The sequence below is a fragment of the Ensifer sp. Root127 genome, from assembly GCF_001425225.1.
Classification (GTDB): domain Bacteria; phylum Pseudomonadota; class Alphaproteobacteria; order Rhizobiales; family Rhizobiaceae; genus Ensifer; species Ensifer canadensis.
Window position 1 is genome coordinate 35,790 of the sequence record NZ_LMDX01000007.1, and the last position, 25,557, is coordinate 61,346.

General features: G+C 62.1%; 22 protein-coding genes. 16 read left to right on the forward strand and 6 right to left on the reverse strand.

What is annotated here, in order from left to right:
- Window positions 1-2: 2 nt before the first annotated feature.
- The 3 genes from ASD03_RS10375 to ASD03_RS10385 all read right to left on the reverse strand — a co-directional run bounded on the left by ASD03_RS10375 (window position 3) and on the right by ASD03_RS10385 (window position 3,252).
- On the reverse strand, window positions 3-1,718 hold the full coding sequence (locus ASD03_RS10375) for a metallophosphoesterase (RefSeq protein ID WP_057213250.1): 1,716 nt from the start codon (window positions 1,716-1,718) through the stop codon (window positions 3-5).
- Window positions 1,718-2,329, reverse strand: coding sequence for a dual specificity protein phosphatase (locus ASD03_RS10380; protein WP_057206080.1), 612 nt, complete (start codon window positions 2,327-2,329; stop codon window positions 1,718-1,720). The genes ASD03_RS10375 and ASD03_RS10380 overlap by 1 nt, the downstream gene beginning before the upstream one ends.
- An 80-nt stretch (window positions 2,330-2,409) precedes the next feature.
- Window positions 2,410-3,252 carry an inositol monophosphatase gene (locus tag ASD03_RS10385; protein WP_144239211.1) on the reverse strand — a complete coding sequence of 281 codons (843 nt, stop codon included), beginning with the start codon at window positions 3,250-3,252 and terminating at the stop codon, window positions 2,410-2,412.
- A 349-nt stretch (window positions 3,253-3,601) separates the two neighbouring features.
- On the opposite strand from ASD03_RS10385, the gene ytfQ reads away from it, so the two are divergent.
- From ytfQ to ASD03_RS10420, 6 genes are all read left to right on the forward strand, one after another.
- A complete protein-coding gene (ytfQ, locus tag ASD03_RS10395) occupies window positions 3,602-4,564 on the forward strand; it encodes a galactofuranose ABC transporter, galactofuranose-binding protein YtfQ (protein ID WP_025429934.1) in 963 nt (320 codons plus the stop codon).
- 241 nt (window positions 4,565-4,805) lie between these two features.
- On the forward strand, window positions 4,806-6,326 hold the full coding sequence (gene ytfR / locus ASD03_RS10400; protein WP_025429933.1) for a galactofuranose ABC transporter, ATP-binding protein YtfR: 1,521 nt from the start codon (window positions 4,806-4,808) through the stop codon (window positions 6,324-6,326).
- Window positions 6,323-7,348, forward strand: coding sequence for an ABC transporter permease (locus ASD03_RS10405; RefSeq protein WP_025429932.1), 1,026 nt, complete (start codon window positions 6,323-6,325; stop codon window positions 7,346-7,348). Before ytfR ends, ASD03_RS10405 begins: the two co-directional genes overlap by 4 nt.
- Window positions 7,345-8,313: a galactofuranose ABC transporter, permease protein YjfF gene (yjfF, locus tag ASD03_RS10410; RefSeq protein ID WP_057213257.1), complete on the forward strand. Its 969-nt coding sequence runs from the start codon at window positions 7,345-7,347 to the stop codon at window positions 8,311-8,313. The genes ASD03_RS10405 and yjfF overlap by 4 nt, the downstream gene beginning before the upstream one ends.
- A gap of 23 nt (window positions 8,314-8,336) precedes the next feature.
- Window positions 8,337-9,080 (forward strand): FadR/GntR family transcriptional regulator, encoded by a 744-nt coding sequence (locus ASD03_RS10415; RefSeq protein WP_082557293.1) that lies wholly within the window; start codon window positions 8,337-8,339, stop codon window positions 9,078-9,080.
- A 114-nt stretch (window positions 9,081-9,194) separates the two neighbouring features.
- On the forward strand, window positions 9,195-10,451 hold the full coding sequence (locus ASD03_RS10420) for a GGDEF domain-containing protein (RefSeq protein ID WP_128090490.1): 1,257 nt from the start codon (window positions 9,195-9,197) through the stop codon (window positions 10,449-10,451).
- A gap of 61 nt (window positions 10,452-10,512) precedes the next feature.
- On the opposite strand, the gene ASD03_RS10425 is transcribed toward ASD03_RS10420, so the two are convergent.
- A complete protein-coding gene (locus ASD03_RS10425; RefSeq protein WP_057206068.1) occupies window positions 10,513-11,049 on the reverse strand; it encodes an invasion associated locus B family protein in 537 nt (178 codons plus the stop codon).
- Window positions 11,049-14,180, reverse strand: coding sequence for an autotransporter domain-containing protein (locus tag ASD03_RS10430; protein ID WP_158268993.1), 3,132 nt, complete (start codon window positions 14,178-14,180; stop codon window positions 11,049-11,051). The genes ASD03_RS10425 and ASD03_RS10430 overlap by 1 nt, the downstream gene beginning before the upstream one ends.
- A gap of 224 nt (window positions 14,181-14,404) precedes the next feature.
- Between ASD03_RS10430 and ASD03_RS10435 the strand changes: the two genes are divergently transcribed.
- The 3 genes from ASD03_RS10435 (at window position 14,405) to ASD03_RS10445 (ending at window position 17,544) form a co-directional block, all read left to right on the forward strand.
- A complete protein-coding gene (locus ASD03_RS10435) occupies window positions 14,405-15,499 on the forward strand; it encodes a histidine kinase (protein ID WP_025429926.1) in 1,095 nt (364 codons plus the stop codon).
- 162 nt (window positions 15,500-15,661) lie between these two features.
- Window positions 15,662-16,756 (forward strand): histidine kinase, encoded by a 1,095-nt coding sequence (locus tag ASD03_RS10440; protein ID WP_057206062.1) that lies wholly within the window; start codon window positions 15,662-15,664, stop codon window positions 16,754-16,756.
- Window positions 16,753-17,544 carry a LytTR family DNA-binding domain-containing protein gene (locus ASD03_RS10445; protein WP_051509268.1) on the forward strand — a complete coding sequence of 264 codons (792 nt, stop codon included), beginning with the start codon at window positions 16,753-16,755 and terminating at the stop codon, window positions 17,542-17,544. The genes ASD03_RS10440 and ASD03_RS10445 overlap by 4 nt, the downstream gene beginning before the upstream one ends.
- 175 nt (window positions 17,545-17,719) lie before the next feature.
- Here the strand turns inward: ASD03_RS10445 and ASD03_RS10450 are convergent, their stop codons facing one another.
- Window positions 17,720-18,517, reverse strand: coding sequence for an NAD(P)-dependent oxidoreductase (locus tag ASD03_RS10450; RefSeq protein ID WP_057213265.1), 798 nt, complete (start codon window positions 18,515-18,517; stop codon window positions 17,720-17,722).
- Window positions 18,518-18,705: 188 nt separating this feature from the next.
- Between ASD03_RS10450 and ASD03_RS10455 the strand changes: the two genes are divergently transcribed.
- The 7 genes from ASD03_RS10455 to ASD03_RS10485 all read left to right on the forward strand — a co-directional run bounded on the left by ASD03_RS10455 (window position 18,706) and on the right by ASD03_RS10485 (window position 25,462).
- Window positions 18,706-19,458, forward strand: a complete 753-nt coding sequence (locus tag ASD03_RS10455; protein WP_057213267.1) for a FadR/GntR family transcriptional regulator — start codon at window positions 18,706-18,708, stop codon at window positions 19,456-19,458.
- A 69-nt stretch (window positions 19,459-19,527) separates the two neighbouring features.
- Entirely contained in the window at window positions 19,528-20,433 is a 906-nt protein-coding gene (gene kdgD / locus ASD03_RS10460; protein ID WP_057213269.1) for a 5-dehydro-4-deoxyglucarate dehydratase, read from the forward strand.
- 1 nt (window position 20,434) lies between these two features.
- The gene (locus tag ASD03_RS10465) at window positions 20,435-21,571 is read left to right on the forward strand and encodes a mandelate racemase/muconate lactonizing enzyme family protein (RefSeq protein WP_057213271.1); all 1,137 of its coding nucleotides are present in this window, start codon (window positions 20,435-20,437) and stop codon (window positions 21,569-21,571) included.
- A gap of 1 nt (window position 21,572) precedes the next feature.
- Window positions 21,573-22,454 carry an amidohydrolase family protein gene (locus ASD03_RS10470; protein WP_057213273.1) on the forward strand — a complete coding sequence of 294 codons (882 nt, stop codon included), beginning with the start codon at window positions 21,573-21,575 and terminating at the stop codon, window positions 22,452-22,454.
- Window positions 22,455-22,514: 60 nt separating this feature from the next.
- Entirely contained in the window at window positions 22,515-23,489 is a 975-nt protein-coding gene (locus ASD03_RS10475; RefSeq protein WP_057206047.1) for a TRAP transporter substrate-binding protein, read from the forward strand.
- A 171-nt stretch (window positions 23,490-23,660) separates the two neighbouring features.
- On the forward strand, window positions 23,661-24,182 hold the full coding sequence (locus ASD03_RS10480; protein ID WP_057206043.1) for a TRAP transporter small permease: 522 nt from the start codon (window positions 23,661-23,663) through the stop codon (window positions 24,180-24,182).
- Window positions 24,182-25,462, forward strand: a complete 1,281-nt coding sequence (locus ASD03_RS10485; RefSeq protein WP_082557291.1) for a TRAP transporter large permease — start codon at window positions 24,182-24,184, stop codon at window positions 25,460-25,462. The genes ASD03_RS10480 and ASD03_RS10485 overlap by 1 nt, the downstream gene beginning before the upstream one ends.
- Window positions 25,463-25,557: the final 95 nt, after the last annotated feature.

Genomic DNA, 25,557 nt, shown 5'->3' on the forward strand with positions numbered 1-25,557 from the left:
GGTCAAACAACCTCCTTCGCTTCTCGCTGCAAGGTGATCTCGATCTGCCGCGCACCCACTTCCGCTCGGTCGAGAAAGGCGGCAAACGCGCCCAGGAAGATCGACAGGAAACCGGCGACAGAGCGGTCCCACCCCTCATCCGGCTCTCGGCCGAAGCGCTCGGAAAGGGCGCGGTAAAGACGCAGCCGCTCTGGCGATATCGCAGGCAGCGCCAAGTGACCCGCCTGGCGCAGGCAGTACCAGTCGGCGATGACATCGATCATGCGGCAGGCAGCAACTTGTTCGGCCGAAAATCCGGACTTTTTTGCAAGCGCGTGCAATGCTTGCACCACCACGTCGGCATCAAGAAGTTCCGCGCAGATACCTGAGAGCGTGGCGCCCGAGACGCGGCTCACCACATCCTGCGGCCACTCCTTGGGAAAATAGCGGTGGTGAACCAAGGCCAACTTATGAGCCCGCAGGAAAGCGCCGTAATCCTCGGCATTGAAGGCGGCATCGTCCGTCTCCCCTAGCCGCTCCGTCTCGCGGCGATAGGCCTGCGCCAGACGCGGATCCACCGTCTTCGCCGACAGCTCGACGGTATCGACAACAATACCGCCGTTCACCGGCTGAATGATCTTGAAGGCTGGAGGATAGGCGACCAGCGAGGGCACTGCCACATTGGTCAACTGGCGCTCGTCGTGCGTGCGTCGCGTCACGCCCTCGACATGAAGGTGGCCGCTGAAATGCACGGCGAGCCCGGCGCCCAGCAAGGCATCGGTGACAGCTTGGCGGGGCGTGCGCCGGGCGATGTTGGTTTCCCCGAAGAGCACACGCTCGGCACCGGTCGCGCCGTCGAATGGATCGAGCGCCGGGTAATGCGAGAAGGCGAGCACGGTCTTGCCCAGCGCCTCTGCCCGCGCGCAGACGTCTGTGATCCACGAGACGATGAAGGGTTTCAGGCGCAGCATGGCGTTCCAGCCGGCGGCGGTGCTGTCGACAAAGGCTGCTTCCTCGCCGCCTACGAACGTGCCATCCCGTGGCTCGAACACATTGGCGTCGATCATCAACAGCCAGATTCCCGGTTCCGGCTCGACCAGATAGGAGGCATCCATCAACGAATATCGGTTGCTTCCATCCGGTGAAACCACCTCGTAACGCCGACTTTCGATATCGTCGGACAGGCCGAACGGCGTCTCCCAATGGAGATATTCCGGCTTGCGGAAATAGCCGCAGGCAGCCATCGGGCCGAGGCCGGTGGGATATCCCTCGCAATACATGCGCGGAGTGACGATCGCGCCCGCCGCGGTCGATGCAGGATCGCTGGTCACCCAGACGCTGGCGCCATCCTGGTCGAGGAACTCCTTGGTGTGGTGGCGCCCCGTCGGACCGAAAATGTCGTGATTGCCGGGAAGGGCATAGAAGGCGGTGCCGTATGCGTTGGCGTGCCGGTCGAGGATCCGGCGCAGGCTTGCGGTCGTCTGCCGCTGACCGTCATCGGTGTAATCACCGAGCAGGACGACGTGCCGGATGCCCCGATCCCGCACCTCGTCCAATGCCACTGAAAGTGCCTTGGCGCTCTCGTTAAAAACACGGGTCGACTGCCGCGTTTCGGCCCAGCTGCGAACCATCATCCGCTGCCCGTCGATGCTCATGCCGGGGAAATCGAAATCGCCTTCGAGATCGTGGAAATGCGCGTCGGCGATGACGGCGATGCTGGCTTGGCTGCGCTTCAACATCAGTCCCGCCCGGATGTCTTGCCGGCGATCATGTCGATCCATTCAGACGCCCGGCGTGCCGCCTCGTAAAGCATCGGCTTCGGTGTCTCGAACCACTCGTCGGGACGCAGTTCGCGGTATTCACGAATGTGGGCGACCGCGGCGTCAAGCGTCGGGAAAAGCTCCGGCTGCTGTTTGTGCAGGAACAGGGCCACGAGCGAGACGGATCGGCTGCGTCCGCCGCGGCAGTTGACCAGCACATTGCCGCCATCGGCGAAGGGATAGGTTTCGCGCTTCGGCATCGCCTGGCGCAGTGCTCCGTCCAGGATGTAGTAGGCGCCGAGCATCATCGTATCCGGACTGCCTTCGCCGTCGATCAGGCCGAGCTTGTAGTAGCGAATGTCGGCATAGCCGCTCGGCCGCAGATCGCCACCATCGTCAGCCTCCCTCTCGCGCACCCAGTTGATATCGAGATTGATCGCGCAGTTGACCACCACCGAAATGCCGTGGTGCTTCAGCAATTCGAGATCGCGTGCGCCGTCGCTGCCGCCGATATAGAGATCGGATTTGTGCGGACCGATCCCGCTTGCGATCAGACTGATCGCCGGGCGCGCATAAACAGGTGCATCCATGCCGTTTCCTTTCCAGATCGGGCGACGCCGAAAGGCATGCCACCCAGAATTCGCATTGTCGGCGCCCTTGGCAGAGCCGCTCAGGCGAGCTGCAGTTCGGCAACGACGTCGCCTGCCGAGGCGATCGGTATCCGCGATGCCCGGCTTATCCCACCGGCGATGCCTGGCGCGGATGCCAGAACCGGCCCGCCGCCGCGAAGGCTACCGATCTCCATGAAGGGACAGACATCACCGCCGGCCTCGGCGACAAGCAGCAATCCCGCCACGCAGTCCCAGGAGTTCATGTGCAGTTCGATATAGGCATCCGAACGACCGTCAGCGACATAGGCAAGCGCCAGCGCGCCCGAGCCTGCCCTGCGGACATTGGTGCCGAGCGCCAGCAGATCGCGGATCGTTTCGAGATAAATCTCGTTCGACACGCGGCCGGACCAGCCCATTTCCACCGACGCCGTCTCAAACGCCGTGGTGGCGGCGACGGCGATCGGCTGACCGTTGCGGGTCGCGCCTGAACCGCGCCGGGCGAAGTAGAGCTCATCCAGTGCGGGATTGTAGATGGCGCCGATCTCCGCCCGACCATCCTCGATATAGGCGATCGAGATGCAGAAATGCGGGATGCTGCGGGCAAAATTGGCGGTGCCGTCGACCGGATCGACCACCCAGAGACGATTACTGATCGATCCGCCGCCCTCCTCGCCGAAGAAGGCGTCGTCATGAAAGTGCTCGGCGATCGCCTTGCGGATATGCGCCTCGGAGGCGGCATCCGTCTCGGTCAGAAAGTCCTGCGGCCCCTTCATCGAGAAGGCGCGCGTCGCGCTGTCTTCAAAGCCACGGAGCACAAGCGCTCCGGCCGACAGGATAATGTCTCGGCAAAGGCTCGCCCGACCCTCAAGATCGTTCGAATAGAATGGTCTTTCCAGGTTCATTCGGGCACGACTCCTTTGCACACGCGAGCATCTTTGCACACGCGTTCAATGGTGACAAGCCTCATTCTGGACCAGCTCGTGCGACGAATGCCCTGCTCGCCGCCAACGAACGGTTTCGAACAATGCAGGCGGGATGCAGGCGATATCGGCGGCTGTCTTCGATCCTCTTGACCGTGCGGCGAATGCGAGCCGGAAGCGAGCCGCCGCGTCGCACGGCCCGGAACGATGCCGGCGAGGCGCATCCGATGCGCGCCCTCGGCGCTTGTCCTCAAAGGTGAGTTTACAAAAGTATTATTATATGATTTTTTGAAACTGCTGCGAGGAGAGCAGCTTTCTTTGGGAGGAAATCATGAAATTCGCCAAAGCACTCGCGAGTGCAACGATCCTTGCTGCCTGCACGTTTGGCAGCGCATCTGCCGCAGATCTCGTTGTCGGTTTTTCGCAGATCGGCTCGGAGTCCGGCTGGCGCGCTGCAGAGACGACGCTGACGAAGCAGCAGGCTGAAGAGCGCGGCATCGACCTGAAATTCGCCGATGCCCAGCAGAAACAGGAAAACCAGATCAAGGCGCTACGCTCGTTCATCGCCCAGGGTGTCAACGCCATCCTGCTTGCCCCCGTCGTCGCCACCGGTTGGGACGAGGTTCTCGAGGAAGCCAAGGACGCGGAAATCCCCGTCATCCTGCTCGACCGAACCGTCGATGCGTCCGACGAGCTGTACATGACCGCCGTCACGTCTGACCTCGTGCATGAAGGCAATGTCGCCGGCAAATGGCTTGCCGATACGGTTGCCGGCAAGCCGTGCAACATCGTCGAACTCCAGGGCACGACAGGGTCTTCACCGGCGATCGATCGCAAGAAGGGCTTCGAGCAGGCGCTTTCCGGCCACGACAACCTGAAGATCGTCCGCAGCCAGACCGGCGACTTCACCCGCACCAAGGGCAAGGAAGTCATGGAAAGCTTCCTCAAGGCCGAAGACGGCGGCAAGAATATCTGCGCGCTCTACGCCCACAACGACGACATGGCGGTCGGCGCCATCCAGGCGATCAAGGAAGCCGGCCTGAAGCCGGGCAGCGACATCCTCGTCGTTTCGATCGATGCCGTGCCGGATATCTTCCAGGCGATGGCCGCGGGCGAAGCCAACGCCACCGTCGAACTGACCCCGAACATGGCAGGCCCCGCTTTCGACGCGCTCGCCGCGTTCCAGAAGGACGGAACAAAGCCGCCGAAGTGGATCCAGACGGAATCGAAGCTCTACACCCAGGCCGACGATCCGATGAAGATCTACGAAGCGAAGAAGGGTCTCGGTTACTGATCCCAGGCGCGACCGGCGTAGACGCGAACCGTCGGCGCCTGTTGTCACAAGCCAGACGATCGATACTGCGGAGTTGGACGACGGAACGGGCTCGCCCGCCTCGTTGTCGCCGCGGGCTCGATGTCCGGTCGGCATGCTTCGCTCGAGCACGAGGATCGAGGTGAAGCATGCTGATTTTCGGAACACTGAAGTAATGCGGCGTGCTCGACCGAGTGCGCCGCGTTCCAGTCAGGGAGGGATCATGCAGACCATCGGCGACAACCTGCTTTCGGCGACCCGGATCGACAAGGTCTTTCCCGGTGCGAGAGCCCTGGACAAGGTTGACTTTCATTTGCGCAGAGGCGAGGTCCATGCGCTTCTCGGCGAGAACGGCGCCGGCAAGTCGACGCTGGTCAAATGCCTCACAGGCGCGTACCGGCGCGACGGGGGCATGATCCTGCTCGACGGCGTCGAGATCGATCCGCGCGATACGTTCAATGCGCAGAAGCTCGGCATCGGCACCGTCTATCAGGAGGTCAACCTGCTGCCAAACCTGACGGTAGCGGAAAACCTTTTCCTCGGCCGACAGCCGCGCCGGTTGGGTTTCGTCGATGTCCGCGCCATGAACCGTCAGGCGCGCGCACTGCTTGAAAACTACGAGCTCGACCTCGACGTCACCCGCGCGCTCGACAGCTATTCCGTCGCCATACAGCAGGTCGTCGCGATCGCCCGCGCCGTCGATCTCTCCGGCAAGGTGCTGATCCTCGACGAGCCGACGGCAAGTCTCGACGCCCACGAAGTCGAGATGCTGTTTCGCATCATCCGGCGACTGAAGGCGCGTGGCCTCGGCATTGTCTTCATCACCCATTTCCTCGAACAGGTGTACGAAATCTCCGACCGCATCACTGTGCTTCGCAACGGCCAGCTGGTTGGCACCCGAGACACGGCGTCACTCGAGCGGCGCGACCTGATTTCGATGATGATCGGCCGCGAGCTTGCAGCGGAAATCCGCTCTGCGCGCGAAGGAGCGGATCTCACCGGATCGGTGCGCTATCGCTTCCGCAATTTTGGCCGCAAGGGCCACGTCTCCCCCTTCGACCTCGATGTGAGGGCGGGCGAAGTTGTCGGCATTGCCGGGCTTCTCGGCTCCGGCCGCACGGAGACGGCCGAGATCCTCTTTGGTGCCCATCGCGCCGACAGCGGCACGGCTGAAGTCGACGGCAAGACCGTCCAGCTATCGTCGCCGCGCCAGGCGATCGCGCGACGGTTCGGCTTCTGCCCCGAGGACCGCAAGACCGCGGGCATCGTCGGAGATCTCTCGGTGCGCGAAAACATCGTGCTCGCCCTTCAGGCGCGACGCGGCTGGACCCGTCCGATCTCCCGTACCGAGCAGAACCGCCTGGCGGACCACTATATCAGGGCGCTCGACATCCGCACGGCCGATCGCGAAAAGCCGATCCGACTGCTTTCCGGCGGCAACCAGCAGAAAGCCATTCTTGCCCGTTGGCTAGCAACGGAACCCGAATTCCTGATCCTCGACGAGCCGACGCGCGGCATCGACGTTGGCGCGCATGCCGAGATCGTCCGGCTCATCGAGGGTCTGCGCGAGAAAGGCATGTCGCTGATGGTCATATCGTCGGAGATCGAGGAACTCGTTGCCTACAGCACGCGCATCGTGGTGCTGCGCGACCGCCAGCACGTCGCCTCGCTCGAAGGCGATCGGATCACGGCGGACCAGATCATCGAGGCCATCGCATCGGCGAATGAACGGGGAGCGGCATGACAGCAATACTTAGGGGCTATGCGATCAGGCTCCTACCGCAGCTGATAGCGCTGGCGGTCATTCTCCTGATGGTATCCTTCGTGTTCCCGGGCTTCTTCCGCCTCGAAATCCAGAACGGCCGCCTCTATGGCAGTCTCATCGACATCCTCAACCGCGGCGCCCCTGTGGTTCTGCTCGCGATCGGCATGACCGTCGTTATCGCCACCAAGGGCATCGATCTTTCTGTCGGCGCCGTGATGGCGATCTGCGGGGCAGTCGCCGCCTCGTCGATCACGTCGGGCCACTCGCTGGCGATGACGCTTCTGATCACCCTTGGCACCGGCATTCTCTGCGGTCTCTGGAACGGTATCCTCGTCGCCATTCTCGATATCCAGCCCATCATCGCAACGCTGGTTCTGATGGTCGCCGGGCGCGGCATCGCTCAGCTCGTCACCGAAGGCGCGATCCTCACCTTCAACGATGAGGGGCTGATTTTTCTTGGCAGCGGCTCATTCGCTTGGCTGCCCCTGCCCGTGATCATCTGGCTGATCTTCGGCATCCTGGTAGCGCTGATCGTGCGAAAGACGGCGCTTGGCATGCTGATCGAGGCGATCGGCGTCAACCGCCAGGCAAGCACGCTATCCGGTGTGCTGACGCCGGTGCTGCTGATCGCTGCCTATATGCTATCAGGCCTTTGTGCCGCGATTGCCGGCATTATCGCCGCCGCCGACATCAAGGGCGCCGACGCCAACAATGCCGGGCTCTGGCTCGAACTCGACGCCATTCTTGCCGTGGTCATCGGCGGCACCTCGCTTCTCGGCGGCCGCTTCAGCATCGCCGCCTCCGTGCTCGGCGCCATCATCATCCAGTCGATCAACACCGGCATCCTGCTTTCCGGCTTTCCGCCGGAATTCAACCTGATCATCAAGGCGGCGATCATCGTCTTCATTCTCGTGCTGCAGTCGCCACCGGTTCGAAACGCCTTCACCTTTGTCGCGCTTCTGCGCGCCAGCAGAAAACCGACGGAGCGGCAAGCGCGATGAAACCCAAATACCTGCCGCTGACCGCAACCATCGTTATCTTCGTCTTGAGCTATGCGCTTTGCGTGGCGCAGTATCCCAACATCCTGTCGACGCGGGTCATCGGCAACCTGCTGACCGACAACGCCTTCCTCGGCATCGCCGCCGTCGGCATGACCTTCGTGATCCTGTCCGGCGGCATCGACCTTTCGATCGGCTCGGTGATCGCCTTCACCGGTGTGTTCCTGGCCGTCGTGCTGGAGAATAGCGGCGCCCATCCGCTCGCCGTCTTCGCCATGGTGCTGTTGATCACGACGTTCTTCGGAGCGGTAATGGGCGCCATCATCCACTATCTGGAGATGCCGGCCTTCATCGTCACGCTCGCCGGCATGTTTCTGGCCCGCGGCATGGCCTTCGTGCTGTCGATCGATTCCATCGCCATCAAGCATCCGTTCTACAGCACGTTGAAGGGTTTTTATTACAAGCTTCCCGGCGGCGGCAGGATCACGCTCATCGGTGGGCTGATGCTGCTCGTCTTTGCCATCGGCATCCTCATTGCCCACCGCACCCGCTTCGGCACCGACGTCTATGCCCTCGGCGGCGGCACCGCCACCGCCAAGCTGATGGGCGTACCGGTCGGACGCACCACCATCATGATCTACGCATTGTCAGGTTTGCTCGCGGGCCTTTCCGGCATCGTGTTCTCGCTTTACACCTCGGCCGGCTACTCGCTTGCGGCCGTCGGCGTCGAACTCGATGCGATCACTGCGGTGGTGATCGGCGGCACGCTTTTGACCGGCGGCTCCGGCTTTGTTGCCGGGACCTTCATCGGTATCCTCATCCAGGGCTTGATCCAGACCTACATCACCTTCGACGGCTCGCTTTCCAGCTGGTGGACGAAGATCCTGATCGGCCTGTTGCTGTTCGTCTTCATCCTCATGCAGAAGGGCATCGTATACGTGTCCCGCAACGAACAGCGGCACGTCTAGGAAGGGCATGGGTGCACCTCATGCTGCCAGGAACCTTCGCAAAGCAACCTGTGAAACGCTCAAGCCACGGCCATGTCGTGGACGAGCTCGGGCGCGCGGTGGTCGGCGGAGAGTTCTTAGCCGGCGATATTCTGCCTGGTGACGTCGAGCTGGCGGCACGCTTCAAGGTGTCGCGCACCGTGCTGCGCGAGGCAATGAAGACGCTCGCGGCCAAAGGTCTGGTGTTCCCGCGCGCGCGCATCGGGACGCGGGTCATGCCGCGGGCGCATTGGAACCTGTTCGACAGCGACGTGCTTTCCTGGCATTTCAGCGTTGGCGTCGACGAGGAGTTTTTGAATCACCTGAGCGAAATCAGGCTGGCGCTCGAACCCTTTGCGGCAGCGCTTGCGGCTGAGCGCGCCACCGACGCCGACATCGCCCAGATGATGCGGCTCGCCGTTGCCATGGGCAATGAAGACCACAGCGCCGAAACGCTGGCCCATGCCGACCTCGAATTCCACCTGCATCTGCTCGAAGCGTCCCTCAACCCGTTCATGCGCACGGTGGGCAGCCTGATCGAGGCGGCACTGATCGGCGTCTTCAAACTCACCAATCCTTCCGCCGACCGCAGCGAAATCGACCGCGTCGCCGTGACCCATATCCGCATCGTCGAGGAAATTCGCCGCGGTGACGCCGAAGGCGCACGACATGCGATGGAAGACGTGATCCGGGCTGGCCAACAGCGGCTGATATCGGACCTGACGATGCGACAAACCAGGTCATCATAGCGCGCAGGGGATACCGAGTTCGGTGTCCCCGACCCCTGCTTACTCGTCGCCGCCCCATTTGCGAAACCTTTAAGATTCTGGCGCATAACGTCCCGCAGAATCCAGGAGTTGACGGTGGAAGCGCTACATACCCCGACGATCATGATCAGCTCCTTCGCGACGTTGGTGGTCTTTGCAGTCTTCTTCGCACTCGCGTCACGCCAGGAGCGCAACAGCCTGGAACTGAGGCTGTGGTCCTGCGCATTTCTGGTCGCCGCACTTGGATTTACCCTGCTTGCCTTCCGAGGTCCGGGTTATTCCTTCGTCCCGGTGACGCTGGGCAACGCCCTGACGGTTCTGGGCTTGGCGCTCATCTGGCTCGGCCTGCGCGCCTTCGACAATCAACCGCTGAAGATCGCGTCCGCATTGGCCGGGCCGGTGTTGTGGTTGCTGGTCACCGGTTTTTCCGATTATGTCCAGAACAATGTCACCAGCAGGATCGTGCTGTTTTCCGCGCTGATCTTCGTCTATTCGGCGATGATCGCGGTCGAGATTTTCCGCTCCGACAATTTCCGCAGGCTTCCAAGCTCTTACATCGTCGCATTTCTCTTCGCCACGCATGGCCTGTTCTATCTCGTGCGCATCCCGCTGATCTTCGTCTGGCCGCTTTTCGGCAACACGGCGTCGGGCGCCGAACAGCCGATATGGTATCAGCTGCTGACCTTCGAACTCTTCATCCACAGTCTTGCGGGCGGGTTCTCGTTCTTCGCGCTGATCAAAGAAAGAACGCAGTACAGATACAAGCTGGCGTCGGAAACCGACGCCCTCACCGGTGTGCAGAACCGGCGCGCTTTCATGGCGAGCGTCGACGCCTATCTGGCGACAAGACCCGATGATGGAGCGTTGATGTACATGGACATCGACCACTTCAAGGCGATCAACGATCGCCATGGACACGCTGTCGGCGACAAGGTGCTCATCGAGTGCGCGGCGGTCATCTCGCAAGCCGTTGGCGGCAAGGGCTTCCTCTCGCGCATGGGCGGCGAAGAGTTTGCGGCCTGCTTCCCCGGGGTCGACCGATCGCAGGCCGCAGCCATCGCCGAGGACATCCGCAGTGCCTTCGAGCAGGCGCGGGTCAGGGCCGGCAACACGACGCTTTCGGCGACCGTCAGCGTCGGTGTTGCCTTTGTCGCAAGGCAACAGGAGGCAAGCGAGCTTCTGTCTTCCGCCGATCGAGCGCTCTATGCGGCAAAGGCGGCAGGGCGAAACGCGGTCTGGATCGCCGGTAAGGACAGCGCTCCCCAGTTCGCATCGGGGCTGGCGGCCCAACCGAACGAGAGAGCGCCTTCCCCGGGGAGGACCGAGAGAGGTCCGATGGCTAACTGCGCCTGAGCCGTCGCTATCGTCGTACCGGCAACTGAGGCGCAAGCAGCCGCCGGCAACACGCCTCGCCTCAAGCCTTCTGCATCAAGGCAATGGTGCGGTCGAGCGCGGTTGCAAACCCCTTGAGCGAGATCGAGAAACTGACCTCCTTCTCGGTGTCGCTGGCAAAGGCGACGAGCTTCAGCACCTTGCCGCCACGCAGCAGCTTGATCGTCTCCTCATTGAACGTCAGCGCGACGATGCATCCGACCGGCATGCAGGTTCGAAACCGCGAGGGTTTGCTACCCGTGGCATCATCGACCCCAAGAGAGACGCCCTTGTCCAGGTAGAGACCGAAAGGCAGCGCGAGCTGTCCCTGGAGGCCAGCGCCGTCGACCGGTTCAAGTTCCAGCGTCAGCACGCGCTGTCCGCTCTGGTGAACCTGGCGCTGCGAAAGAACACACCTGCGATTGCCGTCTGTCACCGCGCAGGCGACGCTCCAGTCGTCGTAGGTCTCGGCGAGCGAAGAGGGGGCCGTCGCGTCCTTCGGCGCCTCCTGCGCATAGAGCGGGTTGGTGGCGACGATCGTCGCCATCAACGTTGCGGTGATCCAGCGTAAAAGCCGCATCAGAAGCGCACATCAAGCTTGGCATCGACGGCATTCTGCGTCGTGCCTGAGCCGAACTGGCCGGTGTAGGTGATGCCGAGGCTCGCAGTGTCGGTCAGCGCGAAATCAATGCCGGCCTCGATGATCGCCGCATCCTCGGCGATCGGCGTACCGGCAACCGAGAAGGCACTGCCCGTGCCGAAAGCCATCGTCGAGAAAGGCGTCGTATCGCCAAAGGCGTGTTGCCAACCAAGCATGCCGCGCACCTTGGCATTGGTGGCCCCCAGACTGAGAGGGGCCGACGCACGAAGACCGAGCGTCGTGAAGGTCGTATCGGTCGTGTTGCTCCTGCTCGACAGAGCCGCCGCAGCACCACTCTCAGTGAAACCGTCGGTGTGAAGGCTGACATAGGCGAGGTTCGCGAAGGGCTCGAGCGCTACGCTCGGCAGGTCGATACGGTATCCGACTTCGCCGAACGCCTGGAATGTGCCGGCATCATAGTCGGCCTTCAACGCGTCCCGGAAACCTGGGAAGACGACCGCTCTCTCCGTCTCGATCGAATGCCAGGTATAGGCAAGGCCGGACCGCAACGCGACATCGCCCCAACGGCCGCCACCGTAGACGCCGAGATGGTAGTTGTCGCTGTCGCCGCTCGAAGCACGGCTGTCGACGTCGAAATTCGTCCGGCTGTAGCCGGCCATGATGCCAACCAACGCATTGTCCGAGACCGCCGCATCGAAGCCGGTGATGAAGCCACCCGTCGACTGATCGAGTTGGCCGGTATTGCCGTTGCCATCGGTGTTGGTCCAGGAGCCGAAAACCTGTCCCCAGCCGACCATTGGCGGCGGCGGGACGGCGACCGCGTCGATCGCGGCGACTGCACCGGTCGTGATCTTGTCCTCCGGCCCGTAGGCCAGAACCGGGACATTCGCAGCAGCAACGTCGCCGAAAGCGTCGCGAATGCGGTCGTTCGCCGCGTTGCGCAGCAAGCTGCTGTCATTGATCAGCGCTGTCTGTGCCGAAGCATGAACCTCGCCGGACAGGCGGTCGAAGGCACCACGCGCATTGGCGGCGTCGAGCCTCAGGAGAATGTTGTAGAGCGCAAGCGATGGCCCGCTCTGCGCAAGCGTGTTGAGGGCGAGCGCCGTGTTCCTCTGATTGCCGCTGATGGCCACGCGTTCGAACTTGGCCGACGTGCCCGGCGTGCCCGGGTTCGGGTTTCCAGGGTTGGGATTGCCAGGGTTCGGGTTGCCGGGATTGGGATTGCCCGGGTTCGGGTTGCCGGGATTTGGATTACCAGGATTAGGTGTACCCGTATCCTTGATCGCGATCTTGAGATCGACCTGCTTGTCCTTCTGCTCCAGCGTGACATCGAGAAAGGCGGACTTCGAAATCGCCTGGGCAAACTGACCGTCGACACCGTTTTCCGCGGTCAGAATGGTATAGGTGTGGCCGTTCTGGTAGCTGGTATTGGCATCGAGCGCGGTCACCTCGACATTGACGCCATTGCCGATCGTCGCGACGCCATCGCCCCGCACGCCGTTCTGCAGGCCCTTGACGGCGATCCTGTCGGAGCGACCGTCGCCGGCGATGTCGGCCTCGTAGATCGAGCCGTCGCTCATTTCCAGTTGCCCCATGATCGTCAGCGTGCCGGTCGAATTGTTTCCCGGTGCAATGACCGCTCTCTTGTCGACCGCGGTGGTGCCAATAGTGCCGGATCCGCCAAGGCGGCCGAAAGCCGTCGAGGCCGGATTGCCAATGCGGTTCAGCGTTTCCCCCCAGACGACGACGGAATTGGTGTAGGTCTTTCCGTCAAGAAAAGTTGTCTGCACTCTTCCCGCTTCGCCATCGACGATCAGGGTTCCATCCTTCACGTCGAACCGGGTCGTGCTGTAGTCCAAGGGGCCCGTGTCCGCGTCGTTATCGATTGTGTCGAGGTTGCTCTTGAGAACCAGCTTACCGCCGGAGACGTTCACCTTGCCGTGGAACTTCGTCAGGTCGCCGCTCACGACCGTTTCGCCCGAGAAATTGTTGATCGACCCTTGGCCACCGATCGTGTTGGCAAATTCATAGCCAGTGTTCGTGTGGTTGAAATTGACGTGCCCCTTCCTTGGGCCGAAATCGATCTTCGAGGAGGGATCGACCGTGCCGGCCGCCTGCGCCTGCCGAGCGATCGGACCGCCGACACGATCCATATCGACCTTGCCGCCGATCGAAAGACTGCCCATGCCTTCCCGGATCGCACCACCGACGCCAGAAAGGACGATACCACCGCCCGCTGACAGCTTTGCGCCGTTGGCGACCGAAAGGTTGACGTCTCCGGCCTCGCCAATCGTCAGCTTGTCATTGACCTTGAACTCGCTGCCAGCGCCGTCGACAGACACTTGAATGGTGTCGACGCTCTCATCCTCCCGGAGGGTCGCGGTGTTGGTCGAGACCACGGCGCCCTTCTCGATCGTGAAGCTGTCGCCGATCGTAAAGTCGCCGGCGTTGATCCAGCGCGAATTCTCGCCGCTCACCAGAACCGTGCCGTTCTCGAAAATGGCCTTGTTGGAGTTGATGACGCCACCGTCCTCGATCCTGACCGCGCCAGTGTTGAGCGTCAGTGCGCCGAAGGCGACGCCCAGAAAATCGGTGCTGAGCATGGATCCGGCACCGCGAACCACGAGCGTTCCGTCGCCTTCCTGCAAGGCACCGATGTAGGTCTCCTTCGCCGAGACTTTGCCGCCATTCTCGACGATCAGCGTGCCCTTGCCGCCGTAGATGCCGCCCTCGAAACCCCCGACGAAAAGCACGCGGTAGCCGCGCGGATCTGGATCGACGATATCCCAGGTCGAGCCGGGACCGGAAACGACGACCGTTCCGACCGAGCCCTTGCCGTCAGCGATGTAGCCGCCCTTGCTTTCGACGGAGGCGCCGTCCTTGATCGTCAGAGTAGCGCCACTGGGACCGCCGCGGATCACGAGATTGCCGTTGATCGTCTGGTCGGTGGTCCAGGTCGTGTCGTTTGGAACGAGCAATCCGGCCGCCTTCGCCGGCGACGGGACGAACGGCACGGCCGCCAGCATGATCGAGACAAGACCGGCGCGTCCAAGCGCAGTCGAGCTCAGAAGGTTGATCCTCAAAACGTCCGCCTTCACACAGGTATTCAATGTCTGCCCCTTTTCATTTGCGTTCGTCAGCGCACAACCCCCAGGCGAATACGAGCCAGGGGGCGGCGGGTCATCGGGCGCTATAGCAAGCCGGGGAAAGGGGAGAATTCTGCTTTCTGCAAACGGCAAATTGCAGCGCCCAAAGGTTGGGGCTTTCTGCGAACGGCTCGATTTCGCCGACGAACGGCAATCGACAACCATCTCGGCTTGAGGGATAAACCCACATGGCACGAGGAGATGACACGGCTTCGCCGGAAGAGACTCAGTATACCGCAGGTGTTCGCCGTGCGACCCTTTCCTACGGCTTCCTCTATCAATTCATGCAGGGCGTCATCACCAGCGTACTATGGGCAGTCCTCGGATATGACCCAATAGAAGTTGCGCCGATCACCTTGATCCTGGTGTTGAACGGCACGCTGATGTCCTATGCGATGGCAGCCACGCTCTTCAGGTGCAGGGAGCGTTCCATTCTCTTCAAGCTCCTGGTCGGCTCCGCCTTGTCGCTCGTCGCGGCAGTGATCAACGCCGGCGTCGACCTCGCTTGCCACTTTCTTATCGCGCATGGCGATCCGGCCGACGTCAACTGGACCAACGTCGCCTATACCGTCATCTATTGCGTGGCGCTGTTCCACGGATGGGCCTTCTTCTACATTGCGCTTCTCTCCAATTTTGAGTTGCGCGAACGCGAACGGCGCCTGGCCTTGACGCGAGAAGAAGCGTTAACGGCGCAGATGCGGGCGCTGCGCTACCAGGTCAACCCGCACTTCCTGTTCAACACCTTGAATTCGATCGCCGGGCTGATCGAGGAAGGTGCTTCGACGGCGGCGGGCCGCATGGTGCTTTCGCTCTCCTCCTTCCTGCGCACGACGCTCGAACTCGACCCAATGCAGGACGTCTGTCTCGCCGACGAGCTGGCGCTGCAGATCGGCTATCTCAACATCGAGGGCGAGCGCTTCTCGGACCGCATGCGACTGAAGCTCGACATCGCACCCGGCCTGGAGCAGGCGCTCGTGCCGAGCCTCATTCTCCAGCCGCTGATCGAGAATGCGGTGAAACACGGCGTCGGCAGTTCGGCCGGCGCGGTCGAAATCCTGATCAGCGCGGCACGTCACGGTGAAACCCTCGAGCTTTCCGTCGAAAACGACCTGACGATCGAACCGCAATGCGCGACCAAAAAGCCTCCGGGAACGGGTACAGGCCTCAAGAATGTCGCCGACCGCATCAGGGCCCGATTTCCGGAGATGGGGGCCTTCATTTCCGGTCTTGTCGCACCGCACCGCTTTCGGGCGGCGATCACCATGCCCTTGAGGCTGGCATGACGCTAAGGCCTCCGCGGAGCGGCAGGCCGGCAAAAGCAACGGGGTTTGCATTCCGCAAGCGGCAAATAGCAGCGCCCGAAAGGTCGGGACTTTCTGCAAACGGCTTGATTTCGCCGACGAACGGCAATCGACATTGGCGGCCGGTTGAACGATAAAAATGGCATGAAACCCAAGGACGAAACAAAATCGCCGGACGAAAGCGCCTATATCGGCAGCGTTCGGCGCACGACGCTCTGGCTCGGTTTTCTCTATTGGTTCGTGGAATTTCTCATCAGCAGTATCCTGTGGGGCATACTCGGAACCGATCCGATCGTGTCTGCCCCCGGCAAATTGCTGCTGATGTCCTGTGGCATGGTTCTTTCCTACGGTATCGCGGCGGCGATGTTTCGGGTCAGGCACCGGCATATAGCCACCAAGATCGTCGTTGGATTCTCCACCTCTCTCATTGCCGCCTTTGCCAATACCGGCATCGACTTCCTGCTCTATGTTTTATTCGTGCGTCCCGACCCGATCACGGTCGACTGGACGAATACCGGTTACACGCTCGTCTACAGCATGGCGACGTTCGTGGGGTGGTCGTTCTTCTTCGTCGCGCTGCTCTACAGCTTCGAGCTGCGTGAGCGCGAACGGCGCCTGGCGATCTCGCGGGAGGAAGCACTGGCCGCGCAAATGCGTGCGCTCCGATACCAGGTCAATCCGCACTTTCTGTTCAATACGCTGAACTCCATCACCGGCCTGATCGAGGAAGGGCAGACCATTGCAGCGACCCGCATGGTGATGTCGCTTTCGAACTTTCTGCGCACGACGTTGGAGCTCGACCCGCTGCACGACGTGCGGCTTGCGGATGAACTCGCCCTGCAAACCGGATATCTGCATATCGAAGGCGAGCGTTACTCCGACCGGATGAAGCTGCGGATGGACATCGCCAATGGCCTGGAAGAGGCTCTGGTGCCAAGTCTGATCCTGCAGCCCTTGATCGAGAACGCCGTGAAACACGGCGTCGGCCGCTCTCCTGATCAGGTTGAGATCGTCATCAGCGCGGCCAAGGTCGGCCATGCGCTCGAGATCGCCGTCGAAAACGATATCGCGCCGGAGACCGGGGGCGGGCGACGCCAGTCTTCCGGCACCGGGATCGGTCTCAAGAATGTCGCCGATCGGGTGCAGGCGCGCTTTCCAGGCGTCGGCGCCTGTGTATCCGGCCTTGTAACGCCCAAGCGTTTCAGAGCAGCAATCACAATGCCCCTGAGGCTCGCATGAACGAAATCCAGATAGAGCCCCTGTCGATCCTCGTCATCGATGACGAGCCCCTGGCGCGTCGCCGGCTTATACGCCTGCTCGGGGCCATGCCCGGGATCAAGATCGTCGGGACGGCCGGCAATGTGCAGCAGGCCTGCGTTCTCGTCGCCGAACTTTTGCCGGACGTGATCCTGCTCGACATCCAGATGCCCGGCGGCACCGGCTTCGACATTTTGGAACGGTTGGGCAACAACGCACCTGCCGTCGTTTTCGTGACCGCCTTCGATCACTATGCCCTTCGCGCCTTCGAGGCCGCCGCGGTCGACTATGTCACCAAACCGATCGAGCCCAATCGTCTACGAACTGCGATTGATCGGGCCCGCATGGCGATTGCGGCACGAACAAGCGCCGAACGCGTGCTGGAACTCAACGAAACCGTGCGGGCGCTCCGGCAGGCGCTTCGCAAGCAGGAGGCGCAGGTCGCCGATATCTGGGTGAAGGCAAGAGGCGAGTTCATTCGCATCGCGCTCGATCGCGTGGTGCGGTTCCAGGCGGAGCGCGACTACGTCCGCATCCACACCGAGAACAAATCCTACCTGCACCACGAGAGCCTGGCTTCACTCGCAGGCCGGCTGGACCCGGCTGAGTTTCTCCGGCTCCACCGAAGCTCGATCGTTCGGCGCCATTGCATCGTCGGCTTGCGGCAGGCGCCCTTCGCCGCCTTGATCGCGCTTCTGTCGGACGGAAGCGAAATCCGCGTCGGGCGAACCTACGTAAAGCAGGTGCGTCCCCTCTCCACAGAGCGCTAGATCATTTCACTGTTTCATCGAAACAGTGAAATGATCTAGCTCGTTGAAATAGCGCAATTCCGGACGGAAAACCGTTTCACACTTTTCCTGGAATTGCTCTAGGACGCCGGCCGGCCGCAGCATCCAACGGCGCACTGTCGCCGATGGCAAAGGTCAGGCTAACATCCCCAACCTGCTAGTCTTCGGTAAAAATCGGGTCCTGCGTGAACATTCCGCCCTGATAGACGGCAAGCGGCGACGAGGCCTCCGGCCGGCCAGGCGAAACTTCGAGTTCGGCGCGGAAGCGCTCGGCATTATCCCGCGGCCGCCAGCCCAGATAGGCGGCGTGCGAATTGTCCCACCAGCGGCTGTCATTGTCCGAGATGCCCCAGAGGATGGGGCATCCGAGCATCGGCGCCCGGAACGCGCAAGCGATCAGCGCGGCAAAATCGTCATAGGACATCCAGGTCGACAGCATGCGGTGGTTGGTCGGCTTTTCCATGCAGCTGCCGATCCGAACAAGCGCCGTCTCCTGGCCGAATTTCTCAAAATACATCCGGGCCAACGCCTCGCCGAAACATTTCGACACGCCATAGAGGCCATCAGGGCGCATCGGCGCATCCGCCTCCACGTGCTCGTCCTGCCGGTAGAAGCCGACTGTGTGGTTGGAGCTGGCAAAAAGAATGCGCGGCTGACCGTGCGCCCGTGCGGCCTCGTAGAGATTGTAGAGACCCAGCAGGTTGGCATTGAGGATCTTGGAGAACTTGTCCTCGACCGAGATGCCACCGAGATGAAGAATGGCGTCGCAGCCCTCGACCAGCCGATGCACAGCGGCCGCATCGCCGAGATCGCAGGGCATGATCTCCTCATGCGGTGCCGCCGTGCCTAGATCGGCAATATCCGAGAGACGCACGATCTCGGCCAGGTGAGCCACGCGCCCCCGCATGGCGCGACCCAGTGCCCCCGCCGCACCCGTGATCAACAGTCGCTTCAAGTCCCGTCCTCCGTAACCGGCGCCCTGCAGCCGGTATCCATGCATTGCATTTAAACTCAACTCATCATACAGGTTGATGTTGTCACGTCAATAAATCGGACATGTGATGCCACAAGCCGATTGATGTGGCACACAGGCTGGACAAAACGTACCGACAGGCGGACAAACGACCACGAGAAGGAGACGAGATGAGCGTTCAAACGAAGCTGGAGCCGGGCACCGGAACAGGCACGTTGACGTCGAGGCTCGGCGACACGTTGCGGCGGGCGATCACTGCGGGTCAGTTTCCGCCGGGCAGCAAGTTGCCGAGCGAGGCGCAGCTCTCCGAGGCTCATGGCGTCAGCCGCACAGTCGTGCGCGAGGCGATCGCCGCACTTCGGGCAGACCGGCTGGTCGAGGCGCGTCAGGGCGCGGGTGTCTTCGTTCTCGAGCCCCCACCCGCCGCCGGACCCATACCGCTTTCCCTGCATCATATCGACCCGGCGCGCGTATCTTCCATGATCGAACTGCTGGAGTTGCGAACCGCCGTGGAGGTAGAAGCCGCAGGGCTTGCAGCGCTTCGCCGGTCGCCCGCTCAGGAAGAGGTGATCATCGAAAGACACGATGCGGTACGCGCCTGCCTCAACGCCGGCATCTCCAGCGTCGAAGCCGACTTCGCCCTGCATCTCGCCATAGCCGAGGCCACCAACAATCCGCGCTTCCGCGAGTTCCTGGCGATGATCGGCAGAAACGTCATCCCGCGCGGTGCACTGCGCAACGACGACAGCGAACAGGACCAATCAGCCTATATCGCCATGCTCGACAACGAACACAACGACATCGTTGTCGCCATATCCAACGGCGACGAAGAGGGCGCGCGCGAGGCGATGCGACGCCATCTGCGCGGCAGCCAGGCCCGCTACCGGACACTGCTTCGCGAACAGCGCTCACCTGTACGATAACTCATTGACACAATCTCATCATACATGTACGACAACTTTGCCGGAGGAGGCAGGCAGAGGAAATCGAGTATGACGCCGCAAGAGATCAAGGCCGCGCTCGGCGCCGGTCTGTTGTCGTTTCCCGTGACGCATTTTAATGCCGAGCGAAAGTTCCATCCCGAGAGCTACCGTCGCCATGTCGAATGGCTGTCCGGCTTCGATGCCCCAGTGCTGTTTGCCGCCGGCGGGACCGGCGAGTTCTTTTCGCTTTCGCCTAAGGAAATACCGGGCATCGTCGCCGCCGCTAAAGAAGCTGCCGGCAAAACCGCCATTGTTTCGGGATGCGGCTTCGGCACCGAGATCGGCGTCGAGCTGGCGCGCGCCGTCGAAAAATCCGGCGCTGATGGCATCCTGCTTCTGCCGCATTACTTGATCGACGCGCCGCAGGAGGGGCTCTTCGTTCATGTGAGAGAGATCTGCCAGTCCGTCGGCATCGGCGTCATGGTCTATAACCGCGACAACTCGGTGCTGACAGTCGATACGCTGAAGCGTCTGTGCGACGAATGCCCCAACCTCATCGGCTTCAAGGATGGGACGGGCGATATCGGCCTCATCCGCCAGATCACCGCGACGATGGGCGACCGGCTCACCTATCTCGGCGGCATGCCAACGGCCGAACTCTTCGCCGAAGCCTATCTCGGAGCGGGTTTCACCACCTACTCGTCCGCCGTCTTCAATTTCGTGCCGGGGCTCGCCGTCGAGTTCTACAAGGCGTTGCGCGCTGGCAATCGGGCACGCTGCGAAGAGATCCTGCGTGATTTCTTCTACCCCTTCATGGCCATCCGCAACCGCCGCAAGGGCTATGCCGTCGCCGCGATCAAGGCCGGCGTCCGGCTGCAGGGTTTTGATGCGGGCCGCGTGCGGCCGCCGCTCGACGACCTGACGGCGCAGGAAGAAGACATGCTCGCAACGCTTATTGCGCCCTGGAAACGCTAGGATGAAAATCACAGCCGTCCGCACGCATCTGCTGGAACACCGCCTTGCGGTGCCGTTCGAGAGCGCGTCGATGCGCTTCGACCGGCGGGCCCATGTGCTGGTGGAGATCGTCTGCGACGACGGCACCACCGGCTGGGGCGAATGCCTTGGCCCAGCAAGACCCAACGCCGCCGTGGTCGCCGCCTATACCCCTTGGCTTACGGGCGCCGATCCACTTGAAACCGAAAAGATCTGGGCGCGGCTCTACAACGCGCTGCGCGACCAGGGCCAGCGCGGCCTGGCGCTGACCGCGCTGTCAGGCATCGACATCGCGCTTTGGGACATCAAGGGCAAACATTTCGGCGTGCCGGTTTCCACGCTTCTCGGAGGCCGCTTCCGCGAAACGGTCAAGGCCTATGCGACGGGAAGCTTCAAGCGCGACGGCATCGACCGGGTCGAGGACAACGCCGCCGAAGTCGCCCGCTATCGCGCTGAGGGCTTTCATGCCAGCAAGATCAAGATCGGGTTTGGCGTGCGCGAGGATCTTGCTGTCGTCCGTGCCGTGCGCGAAGCGGTCGGCACGGACATGCGGCTGATGGTCGATGCCAATCACGGCTACGACGTGCTTGAGGCGCTCGAGTTTGGCCGCAAGGCTGCCGAGTTGGACATCGACTGGTTCGAGGAGCCGGTGGTGCCGGAACAGCTCGGTGCCTATCGCGAGGTGCGTGCCGGCCAGCCGATACCGGTCGCCGGCGGCGAAACCTGGCATAGCCGCTGGGGGATGCGCGAACCGGTCGAGACACGCGCCGTCGACATTCTCCAGCCCGATCTTGCCGGCGTCGGAGGGTTCACCGAGGCACGGCGCGTCGCCGATATGGCAGCGCTCCATGGTGTCCGCATCGTCCCGCATGTCTGGGGCACGGCGGTTCATATCGCCGCCGCCCTCCAGTTCATGGCAGCGATGGTGCCCAATCCGGTGCGCGTCAACCCGATCGAGCCGATCCTCGAATTCGATCGCACCGAAAACCCGTTCCGACAGGCGGTGATCAAGACGCCGATCGAGCATGACCAGGGGGTCGTCAAAATCCCCGGTGGTCCGGGACTTGGCATCGAAATCGACCGCGATGCGCTTGCCGAGTTCCGGATGAGGGATGATTGAGATGTTGGTCAGAACGCTCTCCGGTCGCCCGCCCAAAAACCCGTTGCCAAAAGGCACGGTCGACACGCAGATGCATATGTATCTGCCCGGCTTTCCCGCCCTTGCTGGCGGGCCCGCACTTCCCGCCGGCGCCCTGCCGGATGCGGATCAATACAGAAAGCTCATGCGCTGGCTCGGTGTAGACAGGGTCATCATCACCCAGGGCAATGCCCATCAGCGTGACAACACAAACCTGATTGCCTGCCTTAACGCGATGGGGCCTTCGGCCCGCGGCGTCGCCGCCTTCGGCGCGGAGACTTCGGAGCGTGAGCTGGATACCCTGTCGGATGCTGGCGTGATCGGCGCAAGGATCATGGATCTGCCCGGCGGCGCCGTCGGCCTTGACGAACTCGAAGCTGTGGATGACCGCGCGGCAGCCCGCGGCTGGATGGTCGCCATCCAGTTCGACGGCAGCAACATCCTTCAGCACGAACCAAGACTGCAGAAACTGAAATCCCGCTGGGTTTTCGACCATCACGGCAAGTTCTTCTCCGGCGCGGCACCAGATGGACCCGAAGTCGCCGCGGTCAAGCGGCTGATCGATGGCGGCAACTGCTGGTTCAAGTTCGCCGGTGTCTACGAATCCTCAAAGACCGGCGGCCCCGATTTTGCCGACGTCGCCGCACTGTCGCGCGCGGTTGTCGCGCATGCGCCCGAACGCGTGGTCTGGGGCAGCAACTGGCCACACAACATTGCAAAGACCAACGCCGACTATCCCGACGATGCCGAACTGACCGACACAGTTCTGGGCTGGCTGCCGGACGCCGGCGCCCGTCATCGCGTGCTCGTCGAAAATCCTGAACGGCTCTTTGGCTTGAAGCCATTCACGGACAGAGGTGCCTGAAGCCACCCGCATTCGTCCGAAGCGAGGAGGCTTCGGCGCTACAAGAAGGAGGAGGACAAAATGAACATCGCAAAAACGCTTTGCCTGGCCCTGGGCGTTGCCCTCAGCGCCGGCACCCTGCAGGCGCAGGAAATCACGCTGCGCTCGGCCGACATCCACCCGGACGGTTATCCGACCGTCGAGGCTGTGAAATACATGGGCGAACTGGTCGCCAAGCGCACCAATGGCCGCATCAAGATCGACGTCACCAACAATGCAGCGCTTGGTAGCGAAAAGGACACGATCGAGCAGACGCGCTTCGGCGTCATCGACATGAACCGCGTCAATGCAGCACCCTTCAACAACCTGGTGCCGCAGACCGTCGTGCTCGGGCTTCCCTTCCTGTTCCGCTCGACCGAGCACATGCACAAGACCGTCGACGGGCCGATCGGCGACGAAGTGCTTGCCGCCTTCGAACCGCACGGCCTGATCGGACTTGCCTTCTACGATTCCGGCGCGCGCTCGTTCTATTCCACCAAGAAGCCGATCGAGAAGCTGGCCGATCTCAAGGGCATGAAGGTTCGCGTCCAGCAGTCGGACCTGTGGATTGCAATGATGGAAGCGTTCGGCGCGAACGCCACGCCGATGCCCTTCGGCGAGGTCTATTCGTCGCTTGAGACCGGTGTCGTCGATGCGGCGGAAAACAACTGGCCGTCCTACGAATCCTCCAGGCATTTCGAGGTTGCCAAGAACTACACTCTGACCGAACATTCCCTCAATCCGGAAATCCTGGTGATCTCGAAGATGAGCTGGGACAAGCTTTCGCCCGACGACCAGAAGGTCCTGAAGGAATCGGCGAAGGAATCGGTGGTGAAGATGCGTGAGCTCTGGACGGCGCGGGAAAAGGCGTCGGAGGAAAAGGTTCGTGCAGCCGGCGCCAACGTCATCACCGTCGACAAGGCCGAATTCTCCGCGGCGATGAAGCCGGTCTACGATCGCTTCGTCACCGACCCACAGATGAAGGACCTGCTCGAGCGGATCCGCGCCATCAACTAGAGCAAGCTGCGTAAAAGTGTGCAGCGGTTTTGCGATGCCGAGATGCGAAAAATCAAGAGCTTAGCGAATCCTGGAGATCGCGACGCGCTTTAGCGGCATCCGATACGCCTGAGTGTCCGGCCCGATCGGTTGGACACTCCACTCGCCGGCAGCCAACGGAGGATAAAGGCAATGTGGCGTTTCTTGCAGGCTGTCAGGCCTGTGCTAGCCCGGCTCAGCCGGCTCTCGCTTTACATCTCAGGCCTCGGCCTCGTCACCATGACGGCAATCGTCGGCTGGCAGGTCTTCGCCCGCTATGTCCTCAACGACACGCCCAGCTGGTCGGAACCCCTGTCGCTGCATCTGATGTCCTGGTTCATCCTGCTCGGCGCGGCCGTCGGCGTGCGCGAGAGCGTGCATCTCGGGCTCGATTTCGTGCGCCATTCGGCATCGCCTGCGACGCAGCGCCTGATGGATATCGTCAGCCTTTCGCTGATCGTGCTCTTTGGCCTGGCCATGAGCTTCTATTCGACCATGCTTGCCGCCGGCACCTGGGCGGCGACCATCCCCGTGCTCGGCTGGCCGGGCGGCGTCGATTTCTTCCCGATGATCGCAGGCGGCCTGCTGATCGCACTGTTTGCGGCGGAGCGTCTTGCCGACGTTGTGCTGGGCGAAGCGCCCGTCGCCGATGTCGTCATTCAGGAGGCAGCATAGTGGCCTACAGCATTCTCTTCGGCACCTTCACGCTCCTGATGATGATCGGCATGCCGATCGCCTTTTGCCTTGGCATCGCGTCGCTTGCCACCGTCATCTACATGGGGCTGCCGCCGATCGTCGTCTTCCAGCAGATGAACTCCGGCATCAACGTCTTTGCGATGATGGCGATCCCGTTCTTCATCTTCGCCGGCGACCTGATGGTGCGCGGCGGCATCGCCGACCGCCTGATCCGCTTTGCCGCCGGCATCGTCGGGCATCTGCGCGGCGGTCTAGGCCAGGTCAATATCGTCGCCTCGACGCTGTTCGGAGGCATTTCCGGCTCCGCCGTCGCCGACGCATCCGCCGTCGGCGGGTTGATGATCCCGCAGATGGCGGCGCGCGGCTATGACCGCAGCTACGCCGTCAACGTCACGGTCAATGCGGCGATAATCGCATTGATGATCCCGCCCTCCCACAACATGATCCTCTATTCGATCGCAGCGGGCGGCAACGTCTCGGTCGCCGATCTCTTTACCGCCGGTATCCTGCCCGGTCTGCTTCTGGCTGCAGCCCTGATGGTCACAGCCTATGTGGTGGCGCGGAAGAAAGGATATCCGTCGGAACCCTTCCCTGGCCTGCGCCGCCTCGGCTTCTACTTTCTGGCTTCGCTTCCAGGGCTGCTCCTGATCGGCATCATCTTCGGCGGCGTGCGCTCCGGCATCTTCACGGCAACGGAAAGCTCTTGCATCGCCGTGTTCTATGCGTTGCTCGTTGCGATCCTCGTCTACCGCGAACTCGATTGGAGCGGCTTCGTCGAGGCGGTGCTGCAGGCGGTGCGCACCACCGCGATGGTGCTGCTGGTGATCGGCACCGCCGCCTCCTTCGGCTGGCTGATGGCGTTCCTGCAGGTCCAGCAGGGAATGGTCGCGGCGATCAGCGCGATCTCCGACAACCCTGTTATCGTGCTTTTGCTCATCAACATCATTCTGCTGCTGCTTGGCACGTTCATGGACATGGCGCCGCTGGTGATCATCAGCACACCGGTGCTTCTTCCTGTCGTCAAGGCGTTCGGGATAGACCCGGTGCATTTCGGCGTGGTGATGATCCTCAACGCCGGCATCGGCCTCAACACGCCGCCGGTCGGCACCGTGCTCTTTGTTGGCTGCGCCGTCGGCGGCATTTCGATCCGCGAGGCGATGCGCACCATCTGGCCGTTCTTCGGCGCAAGCATCGCCGTGTTGATGCTCGTCACCTACATCCCCGGCCTGTCCCTCTGGCTGCCAAGCCTGTTCCGATAGCGCAGGCGCTCTCAAGCCACGGCGATCAATGCGTCGGCGCCTAGAGCAATTCCAGGAAAAGTGTGAAACGGTTTTCCGTCCGGAATTGCGTTATT